The organism is Halorubellus litoreus, assembly GCF_055378595.1.
Window position 1 is genome coordinate 349,707 of the sequence record NZ_AP043836.1, and the last position, 14,576, is coordinate 364,282.

The following is a 14,576-nucleotide window of genomic DNA, read 5'->3' on the forward strand; positions in this document are numbered from 1 at the left end:
GTCCCGCACGAACCGCAACATCTCCTCGACCGAATCAGTCGTTCGTCCCGAGCGATTCAAGTCATCGAGGCGAGAAAAAAGCCGTATGAGTACGGACGGCGACGACGGCGTGACGTTGACGGTGCGGGCGGCGGAGAAGCGCGACGCCGGCCGCGGCGTGGCGCGGCTCTCGGAGGCAGCGCGTCGAGAGCTCGGTATCCTGAGCGGTGACACGGTCGTCATCGAGGGGTCGCACGTGACGGCGGCGAAGTTCTGGCCGGCGGACGCGGACCAGGACGAGGGCACCATCCGCATCGACGCGGACACGCGGACGAACGCCGGCGCGAAGGTCGGCGACCTCGTGACGGTGACCGCGCGCGAGATATCGGACGCGCAGTCGGTGACGCTCGCCCCGCCGAGCGCGATGGGGTCGGTGCCGTCCGGGGTCGTCGAGCGCGCGGTCCGCCGGGACCTCGACGGCCGGCCGGTCTCCGTCGGCGAGCACGTGCGACTGGAGCGCATCAGTCAGTCGCCGTTCCACGTCGTCGAGACCGTCCCGGGCGGCCCCGTTCGCGTCGAGGGCCACACGAACGTGAACGTCCGGAACGAGGTGTTCGACGCGGAGAGCGACCCGACCCCGGGCGCGAACGACCCGGAGGGCGGCGCGGACGCCGGGGCGTCGAGCGGCGAAGGCGCCGCGAGCGGCGAGAGCGACGGCGCAGACGAGGAGCAGTCGGGCGTGACCTACGAGGACATCGGCGGCCTCGAGGAGGAGTTGGAGCGCGTGCGGGAGATGATAGAGCTCCCGCTCAGCGAGCCGGAGTTGTTCCAGAAGCTGAACATCGACCCGCCGCGTGGCGTGCTCCTCTATGGACCGCCGGGGACGGGGAAGACGCTCATCGCGAAGGCGGTGGCGAACGAGGTGAGCGCGGACTTCCACACGGTCTCCGGCCCGGAGATCATGTCGAAGTACAAGGGCGAGAGCGAGGAGCGCGTCCGCGAGGTGTTCGAGACGGCTCGCGAGACGGCCCCGTCGATAATCTTCTTCGACGAGATCGATTCGGTGGCGGGGAAGCGCGACGACGACGGCGACGTCGAGAACCGCGTCGTCGCGCAACTCCTCAGTCTGATGGACGGCCTGGAGTCGCGCGGTGACGTGGTCGTCATCGGCGCGACGAATCGCGTGGACGACATCGACCCCGCGCTACGCAGGGGTGGTCGGTTCGACCGCGAGATCGAGATCGGCGTGCCGAGCGAGAAGGGCCGCCGGGAGATACTGGACGTCCACACGCGCGGGATGCCGCTCGCGGACGACGTGGACCTGGACACGTTGGCGTCGCGGACGCACGGGTTCGTGGGCGCGGACCTGGACGTGCTCGTGAGCGAGGCGGCGATGCACGCCATCCGGAACCGGCCGGCGGAGGGCGAGGCGCGGAAGGCGTGGAGCGACGACCCGAGCGTCGCGCGCGTGAACTTCGACGGGGCGATGGCGGAGGTGGAGCCGTCCGCGATGCGCGAGTACGTCGCCGAGCAGCCGAGCGTCACCTTCGAGGACGTCGGCGGGCTGTCGACGGCCAAGCAGACCCTGGAGGAGGCGGTGGAGTGGCCGCTCTCCTACGGGCCGCTGTTCGAGGCGGCGAACACCAGCCCGCCCTCCGGAGTCCTCCTGTACGGGCCGCCGGGGACGGGGAAGACGCTGCTCGCTCGCGCGCTCGCCGGGGAGAGCGGCGTGAACTTCATCGAGGTGAAAGGCCCCGAGTTGCTGGACCGCTACGTTGGAGAATCCGAGAAGGCGGTGCGCGAGCTCTTCCATCGCGCCCGCCAGGCCGCGCCCTCCATCGTCTTCCTCGACGAGATCGATTCGGTCGCGAAGTCCCGCGAAGGCGGCGGTGGCGGTGGCGGCGACGACGTCACGGACCGCGTCGTCTCCCAGCTCCTCACCGAACTCGACGGGCTCGCGGACAACCCGAACCTCGTCGTGGTCGCGGCGACGAACCGCAAGGAGGCCATCGACCGCGCGCTCCTCCGCCCAGGCCGTCTGGACACGCACATCGAGGTGCCCGAGCCCGACGAGGCGGGCCGCCGCGAGATTCTGAAGGTGGTCGCGAAGGGCCGGCCGCTCGCCGAGAACGTTGACCTGGACGCGCTCGCCGCGGACCTCGAGGGGTACTCGGGCGCGGAACTGGACGCGCTCGTCCGGGACGCGTCGATGCGCGCCATCCGCGAGATCGCCGAGGGGCGGTCGCCCGAGGAGGCCAACGAGATGGGCGACGAACTCGAGATCACGGTGGCGCACTTCGAGGCGGCGCGGGAACGCCTCGACCACTGAACCGGGGCGGCGTGCGCCGAGTGCTCACGCGCAAGCGCCGACCGGAGCCCTCTTGTATCGACGTCCTCGACTGTAGGAAGACGGCACGGCCAGTCGGTGAACTGCCCGCGTGCATTTGACACGCAACGCTACGAGACCCGCCTGGCCTACCCCGTCGATTCTACGCTCGACAGCGACGGCGTTGTGGGTTCGCTGGCGGGAGTGGTGGTGGAGTGCCGAGTGGAATCGCTACTGTGGGTCGTCGCCGTCGGCATCTCTCGCGGCGGGGTCGCGGGCGAGGAGGGTGCGGCCGGCGACGCTACGGTCGCCTTCGTCGACGAGGACGTCGTCGAGCGAGAATCGTGGCGGGAGGAGGACGTCGACGCGCGAACTGAACGCGATGTGGCCGAACCGCTCGCCGGCGTCGAGTTCGTCGCCGGCGTCGACGTAGCTGTAGCAGCGGCGCGCGACGGTGCCCGCGATCTGCGTGATGCGGTACTCGCCCGCGCGCTCGCCGTCGCCGACGGTGTCTGGTTTGACGACGTCGACGTGCAGGCGTTCGTTGCGTTCGGCGGACTTCGCGAACGCCGGCACGTGCCCGCCGGGGACGTGCTCGACGGCGTCGACGGTGCCGGGGAGCGGCGCGCGGTTGACGTGGACATCGGTGACGTTCATGAACACGCCGACGCGCACGCGCTCTCGGCCCGCGTCGTCGGTCTCGGTGCGGACGACGGAGACTTTGCCGTCGGCGGCGGCGACCGCGGCGTCGCGCGCCACGCCCTCGGCGGGGACGCGCTCGGGGTCCCGGAAGAACAGGAGGACGAACCCGGCGAGCGCGAGCGCGACGAGACTGGCTGGCGGGAACACGACGAGGGCGAGGAGCGCGAGGATTGCGGGTACGGCGGCGTAGTCCCAGGCGCCAGGCGCGAGTCGCATACTCGGATTCGGGAACGGCGTGCGGGAAGGCGTTTCGGTCTCACTGGTTGGAGGTGGGCCGCGGCTCGACGCGGCACGTGGTGTTTGAGGATTCGGGTGAAGGACACTGGTTTCCAGTGGTAGCGAGTAGTGGTGTACATGTTCACGCAAGCTTGGGAAATGGAGGTGAGGGATCGGCGATGAACGGCGACGGCGAGTCGATTTCGACCGAGCGAGCGCTCCGGGTGCTTGCGGACCACGAGCGACGGGTCATCGTCGACCGGCTCGCGGGGGAGCGCACGGAGACGACGGTCGAACGGCTCGCCACCGCGCTCGACGACGCTGCCGCCGCGGTCCCGAGCGACGGTCCCCGGCCGGAGCCGCGCGTTCAGCTCCACCACCGCCACCTGCCGGCGTTGGCGCAAGCGGACGTCATCCAGTACGACACGTCGCAGGGGGTCGTCCGTCGCGGCCACGCGTTCGAGGCGGTGCGCTCCCTGCTGGACACGATCGACGACGGCCTGGACGCTGCATCGAGAGACCAGTCCTGACACCGCCAGTCGGCCCCGTCGTCGTATCGAAATTGCACTCGCGGAGCGTCGGCTACGGGGCATTGAAACAGTGAGGGGTGGTCGCGGTTCGGTCGCCCGCGTCACTCCCGGGTTTCGTCGAGCTGCCAGGTGAACAGCGCCTTCAGGACGACCACGAGGCTGTTCGACCCCCCGGCGCCCCAGATGGCGGTCTCGTCGCGCGGTTCCGGCGGGTACTCGCCGTTGCCGTCGACGAGCCCGCGCTCGCGGAGTTCGTCGGCCGCGTCGTACACGCGTCCGGGGGGCCTCGGCGACGTCGCTCACGTCCTGGGCGGTGCCCTCGCCGAGACTGACGAGTGCGACGAACGTTCGGGCGGCGTAGGTACTCAGCCCGAGCGCTTTGAGTTGCGTGATGGCCGTGGACCGCGCGCGGTCGCATGAATCGTCGGACCTCTTCGTGTCACTAGTATGGTGAAAACCACCGAGTACGGTGGTTCCAGGCAGGTAGCGACAATTAGGTTGGGACCAGAGTTGTCGCTACCTGCCATTGTTTGCTCCGTTCCGCTAGCACAAAGGTGTATTGTGATTAATCGGGTGAACGGTTTCTCAGACACCAGGCAATACTGCCCGGAGCAGGGATACCCAGGGTTGTTTGTGTGACTATATGAGTAACAGGACGGGTTCCCGGTGCAACGTACTAAAGCCCCCCCGACGCGAATAGCATGGTGACGTCAAGGTTGGGACCAATGGATGACATCACAGAACACGAACATGCGATCGACCTGCTTCAACAGCTCGGACTCAAGGAGTACGAATCGAAATCGTTCGTGGCGCTCGCACGCCGACAGAGCGGGACGGCCAAGGAGATAAGCGAGACCTCGGAGGTGCCACGGACGCGCGTCTACGACGCGATACGCGTCCTGGAGTCGAAGGGACTGGTCGAGACCCAGCATTCGAACCCGCAGGTGTTCCGCGCCGTCGACATCGACGAGGCCATCAACACGCTCCAGTCGGAGTACATGGAACGCACCGAGTCGCTCCGGAAGGCGCTGAACGACCTCGAGCCGACCGACGACGCGCAGACGACCGACGCGACCCACGAGGTGTGGGCGATATCGGGCGACCAGGGACTCTCGAGTCGGACGGAACAGCTAATCGACGGTGCGACGAGCGAACTGATCCTCGTGATCGGCCACGAGAGTATCTTCACCGACCGGCTCGCCGAGTTGTTGGACGCAGCCCGGGATCGCGGCGTCGACGTCGTCGTCGGTACGATAGACGAGGACCTCCGCGGCGACATCGAGGAGCGACTTCCGGCGGTCGAGGTGTTCGTGTCGGGACTGGAATGGTTGGGGCGGTCGTCGGTGGCCGACGACGACACCCAGATCAGTCGACTGTTGCTCGCGGACCGCGAGGCGATACTGGTGAGTTCGTTCACCGCGGGCGGTGGCGAGGGCCGAGAGCACGAACAGGGCGTGTTCGGCCGCGGGTTCGACAACGGCCTGGTCGCGCTCGTTCGACGACTCATGGCGACCGGGTTGCTGGCCGAGGGCGACCCGGTGGAGGGCGAAGCGTAGCCGGTAGCTGGACGACTGGCTGACGCCGTCGGGTCTGCGGGGAGCGACCGACGCGTCAGTCCCAGAACGAGCGCGTCCTGGCGAACTGTTTCTCCTGGGCGAGGATGTCGCGGTAGAAGTCGGTCTCGTTCTCGCGGAGCTGGCCGATGATGCGCGCAGCGTTGTGGGGGCCGACGCCGCGCGCCGAGAGTGCGACGACCGCCTGCTTGCCGTGGGACTGGACGAGGTTCGCCCTGCGGTGGGCTTTCTTCGTCAACTCGTCCTGCTCGTCGTCCTTCTCGCTCGCGCGCACCGCGGGCACGGTCTCGTCGTCCCACGGCGAGAGGGCGGCGACCCGCGTCGACCCGCACTCGGCGCACTCGGGCTGGTCGCGGACGCGTCGGACCTTCGTCTGTTTCTTGTACTCGCCGCAGTGCACGCACAGCAGGACGACGCGGTCGTCCTGGAGGCGGTCCTTGACGGTCTGGACGACGCTCGCGTCCGCGTTCTCGGGCGCGAGCAACTCCTTCCCCGACGAGTGGCCGGCGGTCCCGATAGGGGTGCGTTCGCCGACCGTCTCGATGCCGAGGTCGCCGGTCTGGATGGCGTCGAGGACGCGTCCGGCGTGCTCGACGGCGAGGTCCTCGTGGAACACCTCGCGCACCGCCTCGTCGTAGACGGGCGTGTCCTCGAGCGCGGCGACGAGGTACTGCGGGCTGACGTCGGTCGACCCCTCCCACGTCCGCAAGGCGCCGAACTTCGCCGCGACCTGACTGAGCCGGAACTTCAGCGCGTCCGAGCGCTTCAAGGAGAGTTCGATGATGGCCTCGACGTGCTCGGGGTCGGTCGACTTGAGGACCTCGACGACCTCGGGCGTCCCGAGGCCGCTCGGGAGTTCGAGTTCTATCCGGTAGGGGTCCGTCTCGAGTGCGACCGACGACCCCGTGCGCTGGCCGAGCATCGAGGAGAGGACGCGCCCGAGCGTCGCGTTCGCCTTGTGTCCGAGCACGGCGTTCACGACGACGGTGCGGCCGTGCTGTTCGACGACCAAGCAATCGCTCGTCGGCATCGGTGCGCCCGCGTCGACGTGGCGTTCGAGTTGGTCGAGCGCGCTCGCCATCGTCCCCTCGTCGACCGGATACCGGCCCGCGAACTCGGTCGCGACCGCGTCACGGGGCGCACCGCGTTCGAACTGTGGCCCCGCGACCGCGCGCATCTCGCCGACCTCGCCCGCGACGCCCGGCGGCACCGGAATCTCCGAGCCCGTCCACGACGGCACCTCGCCCGCGGGGTCCTCGATGGGGGCGACGTTCACCTCGCCGTCGTCGTCGTCCACCTCGACGATCCGCCACATCTCGCCGCGCTGCACGAACACCTCCCCGGGCTGCGCGAAGTTCACGACGAACCGCTCGTCGAGCGTCCCGACCTGGCGGCCGGAGGCGACGTCGTTCACGTCGTAGGTCTCCTCGTCGGGTATCATCGAGAGGTTCTGGTAGACGTACTGGCGCGTCCCGCCCGCGGTCTCGATGCGATCCGCGGCCTCGTCGAGCCACACGACGCGGTTCGAGTGCAGTTCCTCGACGACCGCGCGGAACGCGTCCTCCGAGAGGTCCGCGAACGGCTGCGCGGTCGAGACGAGCTCGTACGCGGCACGTGCCGAGACGCCGTCCTGTTCCTCGCCGACCGTGCTCGGCCCGTACGCGGCGTCGGCGCCGCCGTCGGCGTGGTCGCCGTCCATCGCGAGCCCCGGGAGCTGGTTCGCGACGACGTCCAGGCTCCCCTCGTGGATGCCCGCGGGCTCGACCTCCCCCGCTTTCGCGCGCCGCGCGATGGCGGCGGCCTCGAACGTGTCGTCCTCCCGGGTCGTCACGATGGTCCCCCGGGAGACCTGGTCGCTGCGGTGCCCGGCGCGCCCGACGCGCTGGAGGAGTCGGGTGACCTGCCGCGGGCTCTGGTACTGGACGACGTGGTCGACGCGGCCGACGTCGATGCCGAGCTCCATCGACGACGTACACAGCAGGCCGTCGAGCTCGCCGGCCTTGAACGCGTCCTCGACCTCGATGCGGGCGTCCTTCGAGAGGCTCCCGTGGTGGACGCCGATGGGGAGGTCGAGTTCGGTGAACCGCGACCCGAGCGCCTCCGCAGTCTGGCGGGTGTTGACGAATATCAGCGTCGACTCGTTATCGGCGACGAGGTCTCGTATCGCGCGGACGTGGGAGGCGACGCGCTCGGTCGTCGCGAGCTTCCCGGCGAGCGTCGCGTCCTCGTCCGTTATCTCGGGCTCGTACACGCGGAGGTCGAGCTGGGAGCCGACGTCGACCTCGCGGACTGCACACGGCCGATTCCCCGTCAGGAACGCGCCGACGGTCTCGGGGTCGCCGACGGTCGCCGACAGGCCGATCCGCTGGAAGTCGCCGGCGAGCGCGCGCAGGCGCTCCATCGCGACCGCGAGCTGCGCGCCGCGCTTGGAGGCGGCGAGCTCGTGGACCTCGTCGACGACGACGTGCTCGAGGTCCGACAGGGCCTCCCGCAGGCGCGACCCCGTCAGCATCGCCTGCACGGTCTCGGGCGTCGTCACGAGCACGTCCGGCGGGTCCGTCGCCTGCTTGCGGCGCTGGTAGTCCGTGGTGTCGCCGTGACGGACGTCGACGTCGAGGTCGAGGTACTCGCCCCACCACTCCAGGCGGTCGCGCATGTCGCGGTTCAGCGCCCGCAGCGGCGTGACGTAGAGCGCGCGGATACCGTGGACGTCCTGGTCGCTTGCCTCGCGGGTCGCGTTGCTCCCCGCTCGGCTGTCCGAGGCGCGTGGCGCCTCGCTGGCCAGCGCGTCGAAGACGGGGAGCATCGCGGTCTCGGTCTTTCCCGTCCCCGTCGGGGCGACGACGAGCGCGTGCTCGCCGGCGGCGATGGGCGGGATGGCGCGGCGCTGCGTCGCCGTCGGCTCCGTGAACCCGCGCTCGGCCAGGGCCTCGCGGACCGTCTCCCCGAGCACGCCGAACGCCGACTCGCCGCGTGCTGTCATCGACGGCTCTAGCGACGCCGCGAGCATAAGCGCCGCGCTGCGAGGACCGGTCCTGATGGGGCTCCAACCGCTCCGGCGACGGCCGGTTCAGGCGGAGTTCGAACCGCGCCGACGACGACCGGTTCAGGCGGGGCTTGAACCGCGATGGCGACCGGCGGGGCGGCTTCAAGGGGACGTTACCGTCGTGCCGGCACGCGGTTTCAAGCAGGTCGCGACGTGGCCAGCAAGTCGCCATGTGAGTTCATGCTTTCGACCCTACCAGATAACCATTGGTTTCAACCAGCGCTTGTATTCAACTGAGCGGCAGTCCTATACCAGTGTATCCCCGAATGAGTATTCATGCACGCGTCAGCCGGCTGGTACGGCGACCACACGGTCGACGCCACCAGTGACGGGGTGACCGTCCGAAAGGGACTGGACCTCGACACGCTCGCGCTGCCGGCACTGAAGTTCGAGATTCGAAGCGACCGAGCGGACCCGGTCGGCGTTCGCGTCGTCGACCACCTGCCGGCGGCGGTCGACCCGGACCGCGTCGGCGTTCACGCGGACTTCGGCGCCGACCAGTGGACCGCGTTCGAGGACGGCCGCGTGACGTTCACCACGCGACTGGACCCGGAACGACCGGTCGTGACGTTGTACGGTATCTGGATAGACGACCCGAGTCGCGTCCACGAACTCCTGAAGGGCCCGGACGTGAAGGTCGCGAGCAACCCCGACGCGCCCTCGCTCGACCCGGTCGGGGACGAGGTTCGCTTACCGACCGTGGACGATTCGCTGCGGAGCGTCGGCCCGAGCGCGCTCGAGGACCTTCGCGCGGACGTCGAGGAGGCGCTGACCGGGGCGCGAGCGGAACCCGCGGAACCGGCGACGGCGCTCCCGGCGCCCGACGGAGCGGACGGCGACGCGGACGCCACAGAACCGTCGGGAACGATGGGCGACCACGCGTGGGCGTATCCCGTCGAGCGACGCGGCACGGGCCGCGTCGCCGCACCGACGCACGCGGACCTCGACGAACTCCTCGACCACGAGACGGACGCCGACGACGGTTCCGACGGCGACAGTGGTCGTGGTGCCGAGAGCATCGGCGAGAACCACGTCTACCTCCGTGCGGCACTCACGGACACGCATCACGGCGGCGGTGGCGCGCTCCTCCTCCAGGAGCTCGCGAACGCCTTCCAGGTGGTCGCGCGACGCATCACGGGCGACGCGAAGCGCGCGACCGTGGACGCGGTCGTCGAAACGCCACTCGGCGCTGACGCGGTGTTGAACGCGCTCACGGACCGCGAGCAGGTGACCGACGCGCTCGTGTCACCGCTCGTCGGCGACCCCGAGGACGCGACCGGTATCGACGCCGAACCCGACGAGGACACCGAGGCGGCGGCCCGCGAGGGCACCGAGGAGGTGTCCATCGAGCCGGACGAGGAGGACGTCGAGGTCGTCCTGAACGCGGACGGGGAACGGTTCTCGGAGCTCCAGGCGGAGTTCGAGCAGGAGACCGACACGGACGCCCTGGAGGACGAACTCCGCGACCTGGACCTGCCGGGCGTGGATACGAGCGAGGAGCCGAGCATCGACGACCTCGTCGCGGGCGACGACGCGTTCGACGCCAGCGACGACGCCGACGGGTTCGTTCCCGCGAGCGTCGACGGCGACGACGACGCGTTCTCGTTCGACGACACCGCGGGCGCGGACGCGACGGAACTCGAATTCGCCGCCGACGGCGCGTTCGACGCGGACGCGTCGACGGACGACGACCAGCAGGACGTCCTCCAGTTCGACGACGCCGAGGACGACGCGGTGACCGCGGACGACGGCGAGGGGGCTGCCGACGGAGCGAGCGTCGACGCGGACGACTCCGACCCGGCGGAGGTGGCAGCGTTCGAGTTCGCCGCCGACGCGGACGAGGACGCGACCGCAGACGCCGACGACGTGGACGCTACCGACCTCGTGGACGCGAGCGACGACGTGGACGCTACCGACCTCGTGGACGCGAGCGACGACGTGGACGCTACCGACCTCGTGGACGCGAGCGACGCGGACGTCCACGACGCGGAGGGCGACCTCCCCGTCGAGGGCGACGCGAGCGAGGACCCCGCGGCCGCCGACGTCGAGGCGGTCGGCGAGATGGTCGAGGTGCCGGCGCGCGAGCTCGAAGCGCTCCGCACCGAGATGCGCGAACTCCGCGATCGCGTCGCGACCCTCGAATCCGACCTGGCGGCGGTCCGCTCGGACCTCGCACGCGAACGCGCCGCCGACTCCACGCCGACCGTCGGCGACGGCGGTGAGGCCCTCGAACCCGTCGACGGCGTCGAGGACGACGACTAGGGGACGAGGCGGGCGACGGCGAGCTGTTCTCAGATTCGGTCGTAGCGACCGAGGCGCGTGCCGTCGAGGAGGTACGCCTGGCCGTCGCGGAGCGCGTCGGGGAGGAACGGTGCGAGGAACCCGCGGCCGTCGACGTTCGTCCACGTGCCGCCCGCGCGGTCGTTGAACGCGGGGAAGACGACGAGGTCACCCGCCGCGTCCGCGTCCGGGAGCTCGCCGGCGTCGTACTGCCCAGCGAACGCCACGGGGTCGAGGCCGCCGCGGAGCCAGACGCGCTCGACGCGACTCCCGCCGACCTCGTCCGTGAGGCGGACCTGCGGGTGCTCGTGCCCGACGCACACGACGTCGGCGCGGAGGACCTCGGGCGCGGGCCACGTGTGGCCGTGCGCGAACCCGACGTCGCCGATGCGGACGCCGGCGGCGTCGGTGACGTCGACCGCCGCCCACTCGCCGAGGTCGCCGTCGTGGTTCCCCTTCACGACCGTCACCGGCACCGAGAGCGACTCGACGAGCACCTCTATCTCGCCGCGTTCCGCGCCGCCGGGGCCGCCGATCGAGTGCATGAAGTCGCCGACGACGACGAGTTCCGTCGCGCCGGTGTCCGCGAGGAGCGCCTGCAGGCGCTCGCGTCGCTCGTCGGCGTTCGAGTCGAGGTTCACGCCACGCTCGACGCGGAGTGCGGACTCGATACCCGCGTGGAAGTCCGCGATGGCGAGCAGTCGTCGACCGTCCGCGTCGACGACCGCGGCCGGCGCATCCGGGACCGGCTCGACCGCGGTCACCGGCGAGGCGGCTTGCGCGGCGCCGCCCGCCGGCTTCGGTTCGTCGCCCGCGTCACGGTTCATCCCTCAGATGGGTTTCAGGACGTCGTCCTCGGGCTCGTAGCACTGTCCGCCCATCAGCGCGTCCTGTATCGCGTCGTCGACGGTCTCGGCGTTCGCACCGGTCTCGTCGACGACGTGCTCGGTGAGGGCGTCCCGGTCGACGCCGTCGCCGTCGTCCATGTCCCGCATCGCGTCGAGGAGGAACGCGTCCACGTCGACGTCTTCCGCGGGCTCGTCGTCCGTCTCGTCCGCATCGGCACCGGCGTCCGTCTCGTCATCGGTCCCGTCCTCGGTCGCGCCGTCGTCAGCAGCGGCCGCCTCATCCGTGGTCTCAGCCGCTGGTTCGGCGTCATCCGCTGCCGCGTCCGGCTCGGGGTCGGGCGCGTCAAGGTCGCTCTCCTCGGGGTCGGGGACGTCGTTCCCCGACGAGAACTCCGTCCCGTACTCCTCCTCGATCTCCTGGCGTTCCTCCTCGTCGAACTCGTACATCTGGTCGCTCGTCGAGTCGGAGTCACCGCCGAGCGACCCCGGCTCGAAGTCGCCGACGCCGTCCTCGTCCGCGTCCGTCGCTGCCGCGTCCGCGTCTGCGGCGTCTCCAGCAGCGTCCGTCGCGTCCGCGTCGTCCGTCTCCGCGTCCACCGACTCGGCCGCGTCGGGCTCGGACGCACCGGTCGCATCCGAGCCGGCCGTCGACTCGACCGCGTCGTCCGCGTCGACGTCCTCGGCCGCTTTCGCGCCCTCTGATTCGGTCGCGTCCTCGCCAGCGCTCGCAGCGTCGAGTGCCTCCGCGTCGTCGGCCGCGTCGTCGGTCGCGTCGTCGTCAGCGGCGGCGTTCGCTTCGGTCGCCGGCTCCGCGTCCGCGGTCGCGTCCGCGTCGACCGCTTCGCCGGCGCTCGGCGCGTCGGTCGCGTCCGTCGACCCCGGCGTCGCGTCGTCGTCGGTCGGCGTCGCGGCGTCGGCGGCGGCCGGCTGGTCCGGGCGCGTGCTCGCCGCGTCGGCGGCGTCGCCGAGGTCGCCGGCGAGGTCCGCGTACGAGTGCGTGCCGTCGCCCTCCTCGCCCGGCGTTCGGTCGTACGCCTCGACCTCGTCGCGGTCGCCCGCGACGACCTCCGCCGCGTCCACCGCGAGCTCGCGGACGCCCGCGAGGTACGCGGGCGTCGTCCCGTAGCCCTCCAGTGCGAGCGCCGCCCCGGACGCCGTCGGCGCCGCGACGCCGCGGCCCTCGAGCGCCTGCTGGAGGTCGTCGCCGGACGCGTCCAGGCCCGCGGCCGCGGCGAGCGTCCCGACGCGCTCGACGGTGTGCTCTGCGGTCCGCACCACCCAGCGGTCCCGCGTCGCCGCGTCGACCGTGGTGATGCTCTCCGGGCGGATGCTCGTGAACACGCGGTCCGAGTCCTCCGGCTGGAACGTCCGGGCCTTCCCCGTCACCGCGACGAACGCCGGCGGTTCCAGGCGTTCGAGCGCCGCCATCTCGTCGGGCTGATACTGCCCGGCGTAGACGACGAACGCGCCCGTCGGGTCGACGATGCGCGCCCTGAGGACGTCGTCGTTCACGCTCTCGATCTCCGTGAGGACGCCGACGACGAACAATCGGTTCGCGCGAGCGCCCGTCGGCGTGACGACGTAGTTCGGCGCGCGCTCCTCGTCGGACTCCTGGTAGTCGACGGTCGCGTCGTCGAACTCCGCCGCGAACACGCGGTACGCGGTCTCGCGATTCCCGGGAAGTTCCGTCATGCGTTCACCTCCGCGAGGAAGGCACGCGCACGGTCAGCCGGGTCGTCCTCGACGCGCTCGAACGTGCTCGCGTCGAGATTCCCGCCGTACTCGTCGACCGAGAGGTGCCCGCGGACGCGGAACTCGGGGCCGACGATCTCCTCGCGGATGCTGTCCGCGACGACCTTCTGGTCCATCGCCTCCCGCGCCTGGTCCTTTGCCTCCTCGAGCGTGCCGCCGTAGACGCGCTCGGAGAGGTCGCGGTCGAGCACCACGGTCGTCGTCGCCGTCCCGTCGTCGAGGATCGCCTTCACGCGCATGTCGTCCTCGCCCTCGACCTCGCCGTGACTCCGGCACTGGCCGTTCTGGACGACGCGATTGCACTCGGGGCAGCGCTGGATGAGCCCGGAGCCGTCCCGGACGTCGATGACGTTCCCCGACAGCTCGACGTCGTAGACGCCGCCGCCGACGACCGCGTCGAAGATGCTGTCGGCCGCGACCGCGTCACCGACCTCGATGTCGCGGTCGAGTTCCGTGACCGTCGAGAACTCGCTGACGTTCAGTTCGGGGACGCCGCGGTACTCGCGGACGTACGCGTTCTCCACGCGGACGTTCCCGCCGTTCTCGATGACGGGGTTCGCCGTCCAGTCCGTGAACGGCAGTCGTCCGGTCTCGTCGGCGAGCACGCCGCTGAGGATGTCCGTCTCGCCGTCCCGGCCGTCGATGGTGCGGCGCTCGACCTCCTCGATGGTGACCTCGACCGTCCGCCCGCGGTCGCCCGGCGACAGGTCCCGGACGGTGCGGTCGCCGCCGACGTCGTACGGTACCTCGAGCGGGTCCTCGAGCTTGCTGACGCTCGTGGACTCCCCGAGGTTCAACTCGGGCTGGCCGTCCCACTCGCGGACGCCCGCGTTCCCGACCTGGAGCGTGTCGCCCGTCTCGAGGCCGAAGTCGTTCCACGCGGTGAAGTCGATCTTCCCGGTGGCATCGGCGAGTTCGCCCTCGTAGATGGTCTGGTCCTCGCCCTGGTAGCGGATGGAGCGCCGACCGACCATCAGGACGCGCCCCGTGAGCGTGACGTTCCCGCTCTCCGTGGTCACGTCCGCGACGTCCTTCGCCGTCGGCGACGAACTCCCGCCGCTGCTGGAGCCGTCGCCGTACTTCCGGCGGAGGCTCTGCACGGCTTCGTCCATCGGCACGCTGTACGACACCAGGTTCTCGAGGTCCTCTTTGACCTCCTGTTTGTCGACACCGAGGTCGGAGGCGAGCTCCTCGGCGCGGTCGTCGAGACTCATGGACGCGTTTTCGCCCTATCAGCTTATAAAACGTTCGCGGGGTGGCGGGCGAGCGCGCCCGGTACCAGTGCCGCGGTTCGCCCCAGTCGCTCCGGTCGCCGCGAGCGCC

The 14,576-nt window shown here is 70.5% G+C and carries 9 protein-coding genes and 1 pseudogene; 4 read left to right on the forward strand and 6 right to left on the reverse strand.

Annotation, left to right across the window (positions count from 1 at the left end; all coding sequences use genetic code 11):
- Positions 1–85 precede the first annotated feature (85 nt).
- Positions 86–2,308: an AAA family ATPase gene (locus tag ACZ48X_RS06145; protein ID WP_336349990.1), complete on the forward strand. Its 2,223-nt coding sequence runs from the start codon at positions 86–88 to the stop codon at positions 2,306–2,308.
- Between the two features lie 228 nt (positions 2,309–2,536).
- Here the strand turns inward: ACZ48X_RS06145 and ACZ48X_RS06150 are convergent, their stop codons facing one another.
- Positions 2,537–3,223, reverse strand: coding sequence for a protein sorting system archaetidylserine decarboxylase (locus tag ACZ48X_RS06150; RefSeq protein WP_336349989.1), 687 nt, complete (start codon positions 3,221–3,223; stop codon positions 2,537–2,539).
- A 179-nt stretch (positions 3,224–3,402) separates the two neighbouring features.
- Here ACZ48X_RS06150 and ACZ48X_RS06155 point away from each other — a divergent pair, with 179 nt between their 5' ends.
- Positions 3,403–3,753 (forward strand): DUF7344 domain-containing protein, encoded by a 351-nt coding sequence (locus ACZ48X_RS06155; RefSeq protein ID WP_336349988.1) that lies wholly within the window; start codon positions 3,403–3,405, stop codon positions 3,751–3,753.
- Between the two features lie 227 nt (positions 3,754–3,980).
- On the opposite strand, the pseudogene ACZ48X_RS06160 reads toward ACZ48X_RS06155, so the two are convergent.
- Positions 3,981–4,146, reverse strand: a pseudogene (locus tag ACZ48X_RS06160) (helix-turn-helix domain-containing protein); the annotation flags it as partial.
- Between the two features lie 332 nt (positions 4,147–4,478).
- On the opposite strand from ACZ48X_RS06160, the gene ACZ48X_RS06165 reads away from it, so the two are divergent.
- Entirely contained in the window at positions 4,479–5,309 is an 831-nt protein-coding gene (locus ACZ48X_RS06165; RefSeq protein ID WP_336349986.1) for a TrmB family transcriptional regulator, read from the forward strand.
- Between the two features lie 55 nt (positions 5,310–5,364).
- Here ACZ48X_RS06165 and ACZ48X_RS06170 read toward each other — a convergent pair whose 3' ends face one another.
- A complete protein-coding gene (locus tag ACZ48X_RS06170; RefSeq protein ID WP_336349985.1) occupies positions 5,365–8,310 on the reverse strand; it encodes a DEAD/DEAH box helicase in 2,946 nt (981 codons plus the stop codon).
- Between the two features lie 339 nt (positions 8,311–8,649).
- Between ACZ48X_RS06170 and ACZ48X_RS06175 the strand changes: the two genes are divergently transcribed.
- Positions 8,650–10,635, forward strand: coding sequence for a hypothetical protein (locus ACZ48X_RS06175; protein ID WP_464379835.1), 1,986 nt, complete (start codon positions 8,650–8,652; stop codon positions 10,633–10,635).
- Between the two features lie 29 nt (positions 10,636–10,664).
- Here ACZ48X_RS06175 and ACZ48X_RS06180 read toward each other — a convergent pair whose 3' ends face one another.
- The 3 genes from ACZ48X_RS06180 to ACZ48X_RS06190 all read right to left on the reverse strand — a co-directional run bounded on the left by ACZ48X_RS06180 (position 10,665) and on the right by ACZ48X_RS06190 (position 14,467).
- Positions 10,665–11,417 (reverse strand): metallophosphoesterase, encoded by a 753-nt coding sequence (locus tag ACZ48X_RS06180; RefSeq protein ID WP_379762513.1) that lies wholly within the window; start codon positions 11,415–11,417, stop codon positions 10,665–10,667.
- A gap of 66 nt (positions 11,418–11,483) precedes the next feature.
- Positions 11,484–13,193 (reverse strand): RPA family protein, encoded by a 1,710-nt coding sequence (locus ACZ48X_RS06185; protein ID WP_336349982.1) that lies wholly within the window; start codon positions 13,191–13,193, stop codon positions 11,484–11,486.
- Positions 13,190–14,467, reverse strand: a complete 1,278-nt coding sequence (locus ACZ48X_RS06190) for a Single-stranded DNA binding protein (RefSeq protein ID WP_336349981.1) — start codon at positions 14,465–14,467, stop codon at positions 13,190–13,192. The genes ACZ48X_RS06185 and ACZ48X_RS06190 overlap by 4 nt, the downstream gene beginning before the upstream one ends.
- Positions 14,468–14,576: the final 109 nt, after the last annotated feature.

Excerpts from the sequence above, each read along its gene's own strand:
- ACZ48X_RS06145 (WP_336349990.1), top strand. The coding sequence starts at position 86 with ATGAGTACGGACGGCGACGACGGCGTGACGTTGACGGTGCGGGCGGCG.
- ACZ48X_RS06150 (WP_336349989.1), bottom strand. The coding sequence starts at position 3,223 with ATGCGACTCGCGCCTGGCGCCTGGGACTACGCCGCCGTACCCGCAATC.
- ACZ48X_RS06155 (WP_336349988.1), top strand. The coding sequence starts at position 3,403 with ATGAACGGCGACGGCGAGTCGATTTCGACCGAGCGAGCGCTCCGGGTG.
- ACZ48X_RS06165 (WP_336349986.1), top strand. The coding sequence starts at position 4,479 with ATGGATGACATCACAGAACACGAACATGCGATCGACCTGCTTCAACAG.
- ACZ48X_RS06170 (WP_336349985.1), bottom strand. The coding sequence starts at position 8,310 with ATGACAGCACGCGGCGAGTCGGCGTTCGGCGTGCTCGGGGAGACGGTC.
- ACZ48X_RS06175 (WP_464379835.1), top strand. The coding sequence starts at position 8,650 with ATGCACGCGTCAGCCGGCTGGTACGGCGACCACACGGTCGACGCCACC.
- ACZ48X_RS06185 (WP_336349982.1), bottom strand. The coding sequence starts at position 13,193 with ATGACGGAACTTCCCGGGAATCGCGAGACCGCGTACCGCGTGTTCGCG.
- ACZ48X_RS06190 (WP_336349981.1), bottom strand. The coding sequence starts at position 14,467 with ATGAGTCTCGACGACCGCGCCGAGGAGCTCGCCTCCGACCTCGGTGTC.